This is a genomic window from Snodgrassella sp. (assembly GCF_024103505.1).
GTDB classification, from domain to species: domain Bacteria; phylum Pseudomonadota; class Gammaproteobacteria; order Burkholderiales; family Neisseriaceae; genus Snodgrassella; species Snodgrassella communis.
In genome coordinates this window covers 29642-42021 of sequence record NZ_JAGGIJ010000005.1, presented here as the reverse complement: position 1 = coordinate 42021, position 12380 = coordinate 29642, and the positions used below count along the sequence as shown (strand labels likewise).

The 12380-nt window shown below is 43.2% G+C and carries 14 protein-coding genes; 7 read left to right on the top strand and 7 right to left on the bottom strand.

What is annotated here, in order from left to right; all coding sequences use genetic code 11:
• Positions 1-77: 77 nt before the first annotated feature.
• Entirely contained in the window at positions 78-713 is a 636-nt protein-coding gene (locus J6578_RS06335; RefSeq protein ID WP_287954133.1) for a D-arabinono-1,4-lactone oxidase, read from the top strand.
• Between the two features lie 140 nt (positions 714-853).
• Here the strand turns inward: J6578_RS06335 and serC are convergent, their stop codons facing one another.
• Together serC and J6578_RS06325 are read right to left on the bottom strand one after the other, a co-directional pair.
• A complete protein-coding gene (serC, locus tag J6578_RS06330) occupies positions 854-1957 on the bottom strand; it encodes a phosphoserine transaminase (RefSeq protein ID WP_093090269.1) in 1104 nt (367 codons plus the stop codon).
• A gap of 304 nt (positions 1958-2261) precedes the next feature.
• Complete coding sequence (locus tag J6578_RS06325; protein ID WP_287954132.1) at positions 2262-3077, bottom strand: competence/damage-inducible protein A; 816 nt, start codon at positions 3075-3077, stop codon at positions 2262-2264.
• Between the two features lie 132 nt (positions 3078-3209).
• Here J6578_RS06325 and J6578_RS06320 point away from each other — a divergent pair, with 132 nt between their 5' ends.
• The gene (locus J6578_RS06320; protein WP_287954131.1) at positions 3210-4028 is read left to right on the top strand and encodes an META domain-containing protein; all 819 of its coding nucleotides are present in this window, start codon (positions 3210-3212) and stop codon (positions 4026-4028) included.
• 103 nt (positions 4029-4131) lie between these two features.
• Here the strand turns inward: J6578_RS06320 and J6578_RS06315 are convergent, their stop codons facing one another.
• The 5 genes from J6578_RS06315 to trhA all read right to left on the bottom strand — a co-directional run bounded on the left by J6578_RS06315 (position 4132) and on the right by trhA (position 7168).
• A complete protein-coding gene (locus J6578_RS06315; protein ID WP_287954130.1) occupies positions 4132-4560 on the bottom strand; it encodes a hypothetical protein in 429 nt (142 codons plus the stop codon).
• A 197-nt stretch (positions 4561-4757) separates the two neighbouring features.
• Complete coding sequence (locus J6578_RS06310) at positions 4758-5153, bottom strand: type IV pilin protein (protein WP_287954129.1); 396 nt, start codon at positions 5151-5153, stop codon at positions 4758-4760.
• 45 nt (positions 5154-5198) lie between these two features.
• Complete coding sequence (locus J6578_RS06305; protein WP_239364086.1) at positions 5199-5534, bottom strand: DUF2288 domain-containing protein; 336 nt, start codon at positions 5532-5534, stop codon at positions 5199-5201.
• 80 nt (positions 5535-5614) lie between these two features.
• Entirely contained in the window at positions 5615-6487 is an 873-nt protein-coding gene (locus J6578_RS06300; protein WP_287954128.1) for a MetQ/NlpA family ABC transporter substrate-binding protein, read from the bottom strand.
• Positions 6488-6544: 57 nt separating this feature from the next.
• Positions 6545-7168, bottom strand: coding sequence for a PAQR family membrane homeostasis protein TrhA (trhA, locus tag J6578_RS06295; protein WP_100150435.1), 624 nt, complete (start codon positions 7166-7168; stop codon positions 6545-6547).
• Between the two features lie 181 nt (positions 7169-7349).
• Here trhA and glyQ point away from each other — a divergent pair, with 181 nt between their 5' ends.
• From glyQ to J6578_RS06270, 5 genes are read left to right on the top strand one after another with little or no spacing between them, the layout of a single operon-like run.
• A complete protein-coding gene (gene glyQ, locus J6578_RS06290) occupies positions 7350-8267 on the top strand; it encodes a glycine--tRNA ligase subunit alpha (RefSeq protein WP_093090810.1) in 918 nt (305 codons plus the stop codon).
• A gap of 22 nt (positions 8268-8289) precedes the next feature.
• Positions 8290-10353, top strand: coding sequence for a glycine--tRNA ligase subunit beta (glyS, locus tag J6578_RS06285; protein WP_287954127.1), 2064 nt, complete (start codon positions 8290-8292; stop codon positions 10351-10353).
• Between the two features lie 44 nt (positions 10354-10397).
• Entirely contained in the window at positions 10398-10847 is a 450-nt protein-coding gene (locus J6578_RS06280; protein ID WP_239364079.1) for a DUF7832 domain-containing protein, read from the top strand.
• Positions 10848-10855: 8 nt separating this feature from the next.
• Positions 10856-11431, top strand: a complete 576-nt coding sequence (gmhB, locus tag J6578_RS06275) for a D-glycero-beta-D-manno-heptose 1,7-bisphosphate 7-phosphatase (RefSeq protein WP_037407802.1) — start codon at positions 10856-10858, stop codon at positions 11429-11431.
• Between the two features lie 5 nt (positions 11432-11436).
• Positions 11437-12198, top strand: a complete 762-nt coding sequence (locus J6578_RS06270; protein WP_239427724.1) for a lysophospholipid acyltransferase family protein — start codon at positions 11437-11439, stop codon at positions 12196-12198.
• Positions 12199-12380 lie beyond the last annotated feature (182 nt).

Genomic DNA, 12380 nt, shown 5'->3' with positions numbered 1-12380 from the left:
ATTTCACAATGCAATAATATACCCCCCCTGATTTCAAAAAAGTCCGTTCGGTTACATTTGAACAGACACAAGAACCAGTGACTATTGCCAGCAGATTACGACCGCTGGTTAAACCCACTTTCTGGCAAAAACAAAAGCCGAAAATTATAGCTTCATCTGCTTTCGGCAAAGAGTTGCGCAAATTGCATGATTATGTCGATTATGCACGGCGACCAGTGATGTGGCGTAATTATGAAGCCAGTTTTAATGTAGCCAACTTAAAACCTATTGCTTATGAAAATAAAAGTTTTGTTCTGGAAGAGTTTTTTATACCGGTAGAGCGGTTTGATAATTTTTATCCGGAATTGATTGCTATTTTGAAAAAACATCGGGTTAATGTTATGAATATTTCTGTTCGTCATGCGAATCGGGACAGTGGTTCACTGCTGGCTTGGGCGAGAACTGAGGTATTTGCTTTTGTTATTTATTATCAGCAGTCTACTGATGAGCGCAGTAAAGAGCAAGTGGGAGTCTGGACTCGAGAATTAATCGATGCAGTACTAGCAAACGGTGGCAGTTATTTCTTGCCTTATCAATTGCATGCAACTTCTGAGCAATTTCAGCAGGCATATCCGCAAGCAGCACAGTTTTTTAAGCTTAAGGCACGAATAGACCCGGAGAATAAATTCAGTAATATGTTGCTGGAGCGATATCGACCTGAAACAGTACAGTAGTTAAGGTCGAAATTTCATCTTATATTGAAAAAATAATTTGTTAATGGCTTTGTCGTAGACAATACGATTTTTTTTAAGGCTGAACAGAAAACCGGTATAACAGATTGCTGCTATACCGGTAGAAAGGCAAATCAGATAAATCAGCCGTAACGGCGTTGAAATTCACGCATGAAATTTACCAGTGCTTCGACACCCTGAATAGGCATGGCATTGTAAATGCTAGCACGCATTCCACCAATCGATTTATAGCCTTGGAGTGCACATAATCCATGAGCATTAGCCTGCTGCACAAACATTTTGTCCAGTTCTTTTTCTGGGGTATGGAAAATGACATTCATATGTGAACGGGCTTGCTGTTTCACATGATTGATATAAAAGCCATTGCTGCTATCTATAGCAGAATACAGGGTTTCTGCTTTCATGGTATTGAGTGCCTGCATTTGTTCCACTCCGCCATGAGCCTGTAGCCAGCGGAAAACCAGACCGGAAATATAAATCGGATAGGTAGCGGGAGTGTTATACATTCCTTGACGGCTGATATGACTTTGATAATTCCATACATCAGGTATTCGGTCGGAGCAGCGTTCCAGTAAATCTTCGCGAATTATAACGATGGTTGCTCCAGAGGGGCCGATATTTTTCTGAGCACCGGCATAGATAACACCAAAATCGGCAACATTAATCGGTCGTGAAAGAATTTCACTCGACATATCACATACTATCGGTGGCATTCCGTCTGGTTTAGGAATATTGCGGTATTGCAGACCATGTACAGTTTCATTAATGCAATAGTGGACAAAGGCTGAATTTGGGTCAACGTCCCAGTTTTCGGGAGCGGGCACGTCGGTGTAGTTATATAAATCACCACCATGTGCTGCTAAATGTATCTGCGCATTGGAAAGTTTGCCCATCTGGCTGTGTGCAATTCGACTCCAGTTGCCGGAAACCACTGAATCAACTCGTTTAAAGCCATTGGCCAGATTCATGACTACCATGTTAAATTGAGCGCTTGCTCCGCCCTGCATAAACAATATTTTATAATTGTCCGGAATATGCAGCAGTTGACGCAAATCCTGTTCGGCATGGTACAGAATACTGATGAAAGCATCTGAGCGGTGGCTCATGGTCATGACTGAGCTACCGATACCGTTATAATCCAGCATTTCAGCCTGAGCTGTTTGTAATACGGCCTCTGGCAATATTGCAGGACCGGCAGAAAAATTGTATTTGTTCAGTGTTATCATGAATAAATTTATACCTGTTGCTAAGGTGCGCGGTTAATGGAATCGGTATGCTATCGGCCGGTTATATACTGGTATCCCGCTAACCGCAAAATCAGATACTACTTTAAGGTGCTGAAATTCTAGTTGTTTGCCAAATGAAACGCAAATAAAAAACCATTTTGCATGTAAAGAGGTAAAAGTATGGTTTTTTCAGCCTGTCAGCGCGATAGACATAGTTTTAAACCCTTTTTTTTAGCATTTGAACAGGTAATTTTTCTATAAATTACAGGATTTATCCCGATGCAGAGTCTATGTGTTGTCTACTTTAGCCTTCACTGCTTTTATTCAGTAAGATAATTTTTGTAGCTCCAAGCTGTTTTAGTTTCTGTACTGCGTCTTCCCAGACTTCTGGTAGCATGGCGCAGTCTTTACCCCAGGCTTTCAAACCAAATTCCAGCCGGTATTGATGTATTTGTTCATTAGCTGGTAAATCCTCACGGATGGTGGGTAAGCTGAAAGTTTTGATACCCGGCCAGTTTTGTTCAATCTGTTCCATCAGTGGCACAATTCGCGATTCAGGTATGCCGTCAACTAATGCGGCTTTAGTGTCCAGTTTATGCTGAAAAAAGTTCTGCCGGTAATATTGGTCTAATACCCACTGAGCCATTGGATGTGCCATTTTGGGGAAGCCGGGTAAAAAGTAATGTTCTTGGATTGAAAAACCGGCGATGTTGTTAAATGGATTCGGAATCAGTGCTGCTCCTAGAGGAAAATCGGCCATTTTTGCCCGTTGTAAATGAGCAGGACTGTCTAGTTTGTCGCCATGTTCTGCTGAGATAACTTCAATCGTTTTCAAGGCTTCGGGGTGAGGTACTAATGGGAGGTTTAAAGCATCAGCACAGGCCTGACGAGTGTGATCGTCTGGTGTGGCTCCTATCCCGCCAGTGACAAAAACAGGTATTTTTTCTTTAAATGACTGCACTAACTGTCGGCTGATGATCGCGCGGTCATCAGGTAAATACTGTGCCCAGGCCATGTATAGACCATGCTGCTGAAGTAATTGTCTGAAAAAAACAAAATGACTGTCCTGACGCGAACCATTTACAATTTCATCGCCGACAATGATGATGCCGATTTGCATACTGATTCTCCTAAATTTGCGGTGGTTGTTGCATAATAGCTAATCTTCCATTTATATAAAACATGATAGTTGTTTTATGCGTAGATTTATTTTAATGTGCAAGTGTTGCGTCGTTAAAGCAAGGATATAATTATGAGTATTAAAAAAATGGTGGTAACTGCCCTGATTGCCGGTGGTCTTGCTGCCTGTGCACATACATCTAACCATAAAGTTAATATGCGTACTGCCAGTGTGCAGCAATTAGGTGCTTATGACTGGCAGCTGGTAGAAGCTGCTGACCGGCATGGCCGGCCATTAGCCAATTTTAAGTCGAATTCAGCCTTAAAGCTGAGTTTTACTGGCCAGCAACTGAATGTTTCCGGTGGTTGTAATAATATTGGTTCTGCTTACCAGTTAAGCGGACAGGATATGCAGATTCGGGCACCAATGAGTACTATGAAAGCCTGTGCTCCTGATGTAATGGCACAGGATACTGCACTGATTGCTTTTATGAATGACCAGCAATTGCATGCCGGATTGCTTAATACAGAAAATGCCCAGAATGCACAGCCACAGTTGTGGATAGAAAACCGGCGCGGTGAACATCTGCTCTGGCGTGGTGTGCCTACTGCTACTGCTCAGTATGGTCAACCTACGGTGGTATTCTGGGAAATAAATCCGAAAACACAAACCTGTCAGACGGATAATGGCGCAGTTCAATGCCTTAAAGTTCGTGAAGTTTCTTATAATGATCAGGGTGTGAAGGTTAAAACCGGTGTATGGCGTAATTTCTCCGGTACGATTGACGGCTGGCAGTTCAATCCGGCAGAAAGTCAGGTATTACGTTTGAACGTGTATGAGGTAAAACCGGCTGGTGCTACAGATGATGCCACTGCCACTGAGTATGTTTACAAATTAGATCAGATAATTGAACGCTCAGATGTGAATTCGTCCAAACATAAGCATAAATAAAATTTACCTGATAAGGACTTAAATAAAAAGGCAATGATATTTTCATTGCCTTTTTATTTAATCAGCTATTTATTGATAAATGTCATGCTGAGTTTCTGGGAATTTAATGATACAGATACAGTTCTGGCTGGCCATCTGCATTATTCAGTATTAGTGTCTGTTTACCTTTATGCTGGTTAAATTTGCCACTACGGCTGATAGATTTACTCAGACCATCTCTGCTAACCTGATTCTGATATGTAAAATTTTGATTCGGGTCAAGACGGAAAGATGTAGTTTCACTGTATTGATGACAATCTGGCAGTTTACAGTTGTTAAACCGCCCAATCTGATTATTATCCTCAAAAAACGAAGCAGTTAATTTGTCGATTTCTTTTTCAATTTGTTGTTGCTGATTGTACAGCCGAACGATGATTCTTTCGGCATCATCAAACCCATCATTGTCTGCCGAATGCTGATTGCTGGCCGCCATTGCGGAATTGGTCAGTGTTAATGTAGTTGATATTAACAAGATAAATTTCAGCATATCCATATGTCTGCTCTTTATTTTCTGGTGAGAAATTTAATTGCTTTCTTGAAACAACACGTTTGAATATAGCTTTTTTCGTAAGGCTGCACCAACTGTTATAACTTGAAGAGTAGTTGCAAATTCATCAAGGTAAATGCTTTGCTGAAATGATGCACTTTCTTCTAGCTATATGTTCTCAGGTAGAATGCATGTGTGCAGATTTAATAGGGATTGCATTCTGTTTGCTGATTATCATCGCATAAAAACATACCCTCTATACTGTCATAAACAACCAGTCTAGTTGCACCACTATTGGCGGCTGTTGGTGTGGCCATCAGACGATAGCTGCTGGAATTGTAGGTACCAGAGAGGGTAAAATATGTTGTACTTTTACTTTGCTCAAGCATCTGATCCGTATAACCATTAAATGTTTTGTTTTTAGCGTAAAATCGCTCCAGCTTGCTGCCGTTTTGTACTAGATCAGCACGAGCACCTTGCTCCCGAGCTTTAATGATAAAGTGATTGTAGGTTGGATAGGCAATGGCGGCTAATATGGCAATAATGGTGACGGTAATCATCATATCTATGAGCGTAAAGCCCTGATTGTGACGTGGCATAATGTTCTCTTTCAATTATAAATGCTTGTGTTAAGTGCTTTTGGCTTATTTGCTTCTGACAATAGCATTGTCTGGCTGGATCAGCACATATGGCCTTACCACAACTGCCCACATTGGCTGGTTACAATCAAAATATTGCTGTGCCATGATATCGCTGACTTTGCTAATTTTACCTTCATGTATCAAAAGTGCAATGGTGGTACTGTCGTCTGCGGCTATCATATGGGCAATATTGACTAAATCTAGTTCTGGTGCAACGTAAATACAACTACCACGAGCAAAATAAGGTTGGAGTTCATACCAATTGATACGTGCAGTTTCCAGATTGATTTTCTGCTTTAATGGCAGCTCATTACTGGAGGTAAAATTATTCGGCTTCATGCTTATCTCAGCTTGGGTAAAAGCATTTCGTTATTAATGCTCTAAATAACGAAATGCTGGTTCACGGCAGATACAGTTGCTTATCGTGCTGGTGTAGATGCGGATTGAGTGTCCTGTACGCCCCAGGATTCAGGATATTTGTAACCAGCAAAACGTTTGAACGCATACTGCTTGAATGCATCTGAATTGTAAGCAGCGGTTATGTCTTTTACCCACTGGTTGTCTTTATCAACAGCCCGGATTGCCGCCCAGTTAACGTAGGTGTAGCCGGGTTCGAGGAACAATGCTGATGTGAATTTTAAGCCTGAGCTGGTGGCAAAGTTGCCATTTATCACTGCGAAATCCACATCGTGACGGGAGCGGGGTAATTGAGCAGCTTCCAGTTGTACCAGTTTAATGTTTTTGTTATTGCCGGCAATATCGGCCAGTGAGGCTTTAAGTGGATTAATGTTGGCTTTCAGGGTAATCCAGCCAAGTTTGTCCAACATAACCAGCGCACGAGCCAGATTGGAGGGGTCATTGGGAACAGAAACGCTGGAGCCGCTTTTTACTGCATCCAGTTGGTTCAGCTTACCGGCATATATACCCAAAGGGCCTGTAGGAACCTGAAAGGCTGGTATGATATCCAGATGGCGCGACTGAGCAAAATCATCCAGATATGGCTTATGCTGAAAAATGTTGATGTCTATGGATTTATCCGCCAAGGCAAGATTGGGGCGAACATAATCGGTAAATTCCAATAGTTGCACTTTATAGCCTTGTTTTTCTAATTCAGGCTTTACTTGATCGCGCACCATGTCGGCAAAATCGCCCACGGTAGTGCCAATAATAATTTCTTTTTTCGTCTGCGCAGATGAAGCGGCAGATTGCGTGGTTTTTTCGCCACTACAGGCTGCCAGAATAAGCAGGCACAGACTAACAAGCAAGGTTTTCAGGTATATCTTCACTTTCATTCTTTCTATTAATGCTAAATGATTCAGGTAGACAATTAGCGTTTGTATATTGATATTTCAGATATAGGCGTAAACGCAGATAAATTGCGCCAGACTGCCAAGTATAACAAACAGATGCCAGATACCATGACCATGGCGGATTTTTTCATCATTAATGAACCAGTAGATGCCGATACTGTATGCCAGCCCACCGCTAGTCAGCCAGAATAGACCTAGTGAAGACATGCGCTGTGTTAACGGATAGATGGCTATGATGATCAGCCAGCCCATAATCAGATAAAGAATCAGTGACAGGATGCGCGTTTCACTTTTGCGTCCAATAGTCACTTCCTGAATAATACCAAATATTGCCAGTCCCCACGATATGCCAAGTAATGACCAGCCCCAGCCGCCGTTCAATGTGGTAAGGGTAAAAGGTGTATAGCTGCCAGCAATCAGCAGATAAATGGCGCAGTGATCGAATTTTTGCAGCACGGCCTTGGCTCGGTGCGAATGAGTGGAGTGATACAGGGTGGATATGCCATAAAGAAGTATCAGGCTGGCACCATAAATGGCAGAACTGACAATGCGGTAAATATCTCCATAATGTACCGATTTAATTAGGAGAAATCCTGTGCCAACGATGGCGAGGATAAAACCGATAAGGTGAGAATATGCGTTGAAGCGTTCGCCATGATACATGTTTGAGAAAGTAGATTTGATCAATGAAAAGGCTATCGTTTCACTGCTAGCCGGAAGTTGCAAGGATTTTTTTGATTTATTATTAGTGTGTGAACTTATTTAGAAATGTGATGGCGTCTGTTCAACTGCTGGCAAGCACAGTAAAATAGGTAATTTTGCATATCATCAGAAAATTCCTTTCATGCTGACTTTCCAAGAAATTATTTTTACTCTACAAAATTACTGGGCCCGTCATGGCTGTGTGGTGTTGCAGCCTCTGGATATGGAAGTGGGAGCAGGTACCAGCCATCCGGCCACCTGTCTGCGCGCACTGGGGCCTGAACCCTGGTTTGCAGCTTATGTGCAGCCGTCGCGCCGTCCCAAGGATGGTCGCTATGGTGAAAATCCGAATCGTCTGCAACATTATTATCAGTTTCAGGTGGCATTAAAGCCGTCACCGGATAATATTCAGGAGTTATATCTGGCCTCTTTGGAGGAACTGGGTATTGATCCGCGTCAGCATGATATCCGCTTTGTTGAAGATGATTGGGAAAATCCAACTCTGGGTGCTTGGGGGCTGGGCTGGGAAGTATGGCTCAATGGCATGGAAGTAACTCAGTTTACCTATTTTCAGCAGGTAGGTGGCATGGACTGCTCACCAGTTCTGGGTGAAATTACTTATGGTATTGAACGTCTGGCCATGTATTTACAGGGTGTTGAAAACGTCTATGATCTGGTTTGGGCCAAAACTCAGGACGGACAGACTGTGACTTACGGTGATGTATATCATCAGAATGAGGTTGAGCAGTCTACTTATAATTTTGAGTTCAGTAATGCTGAATGGTTACTGGCGCAGTTTAATCATTATGAGGCAGAAGCCAAACGTCTGCTGGCTGTGGAGGATGTGAGTCTGGCTCTGCCTGCTTATGAGCTGGTACTTAAGGCTGGGCATACGTTTAATTTGTTGGATGCACGCGGTGCCATTTCTGTGACTGAACGTGCCACTTATATTGGTCGTGTGCGTGCTTTAAGCCGAGCGGTTGCCCATAAATATGTGGAAAGCCGAGAAAAACTTGGTTTCCCGTTATTGAAAAAGAATACAAACGGCCACACAGCCTGAACAAAATGAAAGTAATACTTGCATGAATGCTCCTTTATTAATTGAATTGCGTACTGAAGAATTGCCGCCAAAAGCCTTGAATAATCTGGGTGAAAGTCTGGCTGCTGGTATTGTTGAAGGTTTGGAGAAAGCTCAGCTGATCAGTGGTGTGGCTGATTATGAGGTATTTGCGTCGCCCAGACGTTTAGGTGTGCTGATACAGAATGTTAAACCGGTACAGGCAGATCAGCGCATAGTAAAAAAAGGCCCGAGTGTGGCAGCGGGCATGAAAGATGGTGAACCTACTAAAGCCTTGCAGGGGTTTGCCCGCAGTAATCAGATAGAAATTAGTCAGCTTAGTCAGATTGATGATGGCAAACAGATGGTGTTTGCCTATGAGTATACTCAGACTGGCCAGCCCTTGAGTGCATTATTAAGCGATATTCTGAATCTGGCGATTAAAAAACTGCCTATTCCTAAGGTGATGCACTGGGGGAGCAGTACGGATACCTTTGTTCGGCCAGTGCATGGATTGGTTATGCTGCATGGTGCTGAGACGGTTGCGGGTAGTGTATTGGGATTAAGCAGCCAGAACTGGACATTAGGTCACCGTTTCCTGAGTGAGGGCAGAATTGTATTCAGCCATGCAGCAGACTATGCGCAGCAGTTAATGGAGCAGGGTAAAGTTATTGCCAGTTTTGCTGAACGTCGTGCCCGTATTAAACAGGGACTGAATGAGGCTGAAGAGAAGTTGCATGCGCAAGTGGCCTATGCTGAAGGTTTGCTGGATGAGGTAACGGCACTGGTTGAGTGGCCGGTAGTGTTACAGGCCGGTTTTGCTGAGCGTTTCCTACAAGTACCACAGGAATGTCTGATTTTAACCATGCAGCAGAATCAGAAGTATTTTCCGCTGTTAAATAGCGAAGGCAAGCTGATTAACCGTTTTTTGCTGGTATCCAATTTACAGACAGAAAATCCGGTTCATATTATTCAGGGTAATGAACGTGTATTACGCGCACGTCTGGCAGATGCTGAATTCTTTTATCGTCAGGATCAGAAAACTTCTCTGGCTAGTCGCTTATCCCGTTTACAAGATGTTGTTTATCATAATAAGCTGGGTAGTCAGGCGGAAAGAGTACAGCGCATTATCCAGCTGGCTAAGGTAATTGCTCCGTTGCTGGGTGCTGATATTGATAAGGCAGCCAGAACGGCCGAACTGGCTAAGGCGGATTTGCTTACTGATATGGTTGGTGAATTTCCTGAATTACAGGGTACGATGGGCAAATACTATGCCCTGCATGATGGTGAAGATGCAGACGTGGCTGTGGCCATTGAACAACATTACTGGCCGCGTTTTGCCAATGATGCCTTACCGGATAATTTACTCGGAACGGTAGTAGCACTTGCAGACAAACTGGAAACTTTAGTGGGTATCTGGGGTATCGGGCTTATTCCAACCGGAGATAAAGACCCGTATGCACTGCGCCGTAGTGCGTTGGGTATTTTGCGAATGCTGATGCAGCATAATCTGTCACTAGCTCCATTATTACGGGCTGCATTTGATACTTTTCCTGTTGGTAAACTGGCTGCCAATACAATTGGTGAAGTAGCCGAATTTATGCAGGCACGTTTGGCTATTTTGTTACAAAATAGCTATGCGCAAGATGTAGTAGCCGCTGTGCTGGCTGGTAAGATTGATAATCTGGGTGAGGTGGAAGCGAGGCTGGCAGCTGTAACTCAGTTTAAGCAACTGGCTGAGGCTACTGCATTAATAGCCGCGAACAAGCGTGTGCACAATTTGCTCAAAAAAGTTGATTTTTCTGCATTACCTGCTATTGAGATTGCACTTTTACAACAACAGGACGAGCAGAATCTGTATCAGGCAACTGAGCAGGTAGCAGTAAAAATTCAGGCTGCCATGAAGCAGCAGAATTTTGTTCAGGCACTGGCGGAGCTAACCGGTATCAAGGAAAAAGTAGATACATTCTTTACTAATGTGATGGTAATGGATGAGAATGAAGCGATTAAAAATAATCGCTTGGCCTTATTAGTGTTTCTGTCACAGCAGATGAATGCGGTAGCCGACATTGCTTTGCTTAATGAGTAAGATATGTTTTATAGCCCGTTCTTATGGTGAATGAGAGCCAAATTATGATATTCGATAATGTAATTTTTCATACAGAGGAAGATTATCCGCCAGCATTGAGCTTGGCAAATGCGGCCACGCATATGGGCTATTACTGGTCATGGATTGTGCGCCGAGGTTTATATAATCCACAATGGGATGAAGCGGCAGAAGAAGACATGTCTGCGTTAAAGGCACAGGTAATGAGTGGCGCAGAATTTGTTCTGAATAATATGGCAGGCTGTCTGGAAGACAATGATTTCAATGATGAAGGACGCCGCTTTTCGCTTTATTACTATGAGGATGAAGAGGAAGGCTATGGCCGCTTTATGGAAGACTATGTACAAACGCTGGATACACCGGTTCTGGAAAGTTTTTATCATGTGGAAATAAATGATGAAAATCAGGCTCTGCTTGACAGTGTTTTTGATAGCGCTCTGATTAAGTGGCGTCAAAGTCTGAAGCCTACTCAGTAAGGATGATTATGGCATTGAGTGGAAAAAGAAAATTAATTATTCTAGATCGTGATGGTGTACTGAATGTAATGCAGCCGCAGCCAATCAGCGATCCAGACCAATGGCATCCTTTACCCGGTAGTATGGATGCTGTTGCTTTTTTAACTCAAAGTGGGTACACCGTAGTTATAGCTGAGAATATGTCCGGAATCGGGAGTGGTCAGGTAAGTATGCAGCAGCTTAATGAAGTACATGGCAAAATGCATACTTATATTCAAAAAGCTGGCGGTCGCTTAAGCGGAATCTGGTTTTGCCCGCATACCCGTAATGCCAAATGCAATTGTCGCAAACCCCAGCCGGGTATGTTGTTGGATATTATCGACCGTTTGCATATAAAGGCTGAGGATACATGGCTGGTAGGGGATGGCATTCGCGATATGCAAGCAATAGCAGCCATTGGTGGGCATCCGGTACTTGTTTTAACAGGGAAGGGCAAAGAAACGCTGAAATTGGAAGAATTACCAGATGATACGCAGGTATATGACGATTTGCTGGACTTTGCTAAATTTTGTCGTGCACAGGCTGAAAAGGCAGCCGAGGAATAATATACATGTTGCTGTTACGTAATTTGATCTACTGGTTTGTTCTATGTGTATTTTCGCTGCTATGGCTGGAGGTGGTGCTTATTTCTATGCTCATTCCGAAAGGTGTGACATGGACGACTACTGCATGGGCAAAAGTGCTATTCTGGATGTTGGAACACGTTATTGGTCTGAAATATGAGGTAATCGGGCGGGAAAATATCCCGCATGAACCGGCTATCGTTTGCTGTAAACATCAATCTGGCTGGGAAACGCTGGCAATGCTTTCCTTTTTTCCGGATCTGGCCTTTGTTGCTAAACGTGAGCTTTTTCGTATCCCGATATTTGGCTGGGCATTAAAATGGCGTGGCACAATAGGGATTGATCGCAAGAATCCTAAAGCGGCGAATGCTCAGATTATCAGTCAGGGAAAAATATGCCATCAAAAAGGTATGTGGATTTGTATTTTTCCGGAAGGTACACGGATTAAACCCGGATACCGCGGGTATTATAAAAAGGGTGCAGCTCGTATGGCTCAGCAGCTGCATATGCATCTGGTGCCTGTGGCCTTGAATAGTGGTGAATTCTGGCCGAAAGACTCTTTTTTGAAATATCCGGGTAAAGTAACTGTAGTGATTGGCACGCCTATTCATTATGATGCTGCTCAGACCCCAGAAGAGTTAATTAAACTTTGTGAACAGTGGATAGAAAATCAGCAGATTATAATTCAAGGTGTTGGTCCGTTCGCACCGCAAAATCCGCAAACACCTACACCACTGGTGCAGCATTAACGGACTGTTTTTCAGGTGGTTATGAATTTATTTGTACAGCCAGTAATGGATAGCATTCAGGGCGGAGTACTGGTATCTCAATTGGTAAAGATATAATGTTGGCAATGTCGGCGGCTGATTCGGGTGTGGTGATGCTGTTGTGTCCAAAAATATCAGCGCGTTTTAGTATTGGTCTATAAAAA

Excerpts from the sequence above, each read along its gene's own strand:
- serC (WP_093090269.1), bottom strand. The coding sequence starts at position 1,957 with ATGATAACACTGAACAAATACAATTTTTCTGCCGGTCCTGCAATATTG.
- J6578_RS06325 (WP_287954132.1), bottom strand. The coding sequence starts at position 3,077 with ATGCAAATCGGCATCATCATTGTCGGCGATGAAATTGTAAATGGTTCG.
- J6578_RS06320 (WP_287954131.1), top strand. The coding sequence starts at position 3,210 with ATGAGTATTAAAAAAATGGTGGTAACTGCCCTGATTGCCGGTGGTCTT.
- J6578_RS06315 (WP_287954130.1), bottom strand. The coding sequence starts at position 4,560 with ATGGATATGCTGAAATTTATCTTGTTAATATCAACTACATTAACACTG.
- J6578_RS06310 (WP_287954129.1), bottom strand. The coding sequence starts at position 5,153 with ATGCCACGTCACAATCAGGGCTTTACGCTCATAGATATGATGATTACC.
- J6578_RS06305 (WP_239364086.1), bottom strand. The coding sequence starts at position 5,534 with ATGAAGCCGAATAATTTTACCTCCAGTAATGAGCTGCCATTAAAGCAG.
- J6578_RS06300 (WP_287954128.1), bottom strand. The coding sequence starts at position 6,487 with ATGAAAGTGAAGATATACCTGAAAACCTTGCTTGTTAGTCTGTGCCTG.
- trhA (WP_100150435.1), bottom strand. The coding sequence starts at position 7,168 with ATGTATCATGGCGAACGCTTCAACGCATATTCTCACCTTATCGGTTTT.
- glyQ (WP_093090810.1), top strand. The coding sequence starts at position 7,350 with ATGCTGACTTTCCAAGAAATTATTTTTACTCTACAAAATTACTGGGCC.
- glyS (WP_287954127.1), top strand. The coding sequence starts at position 8,290 with ATGAATGCTCCTTTATTAATTGAATTGCGTACTGAAGAATTGCCGCCA.
- J6578_RS06280 (WP_239364079.1), top strand. The coding sequence starts at position 10,398 with ATGATATTCGATAATGTAATTTTTCATACAGAGGAAGATTATCCGCCA.
- gmhB (WP_037407802.1), top strand. The coding sequence starts at position 10,856 with ATGGCATTGAGTGGAAAAAGAAAATTAATTATTCTAGATCGTGATGGT.
- J6578_RS06270 (WP_239427724.1), top strand. The coding sequence starts at position 11,437 with ATGTTGCTGTTACGTAATTTGATCTACTGGTTTGTTCTATGTGTATTT.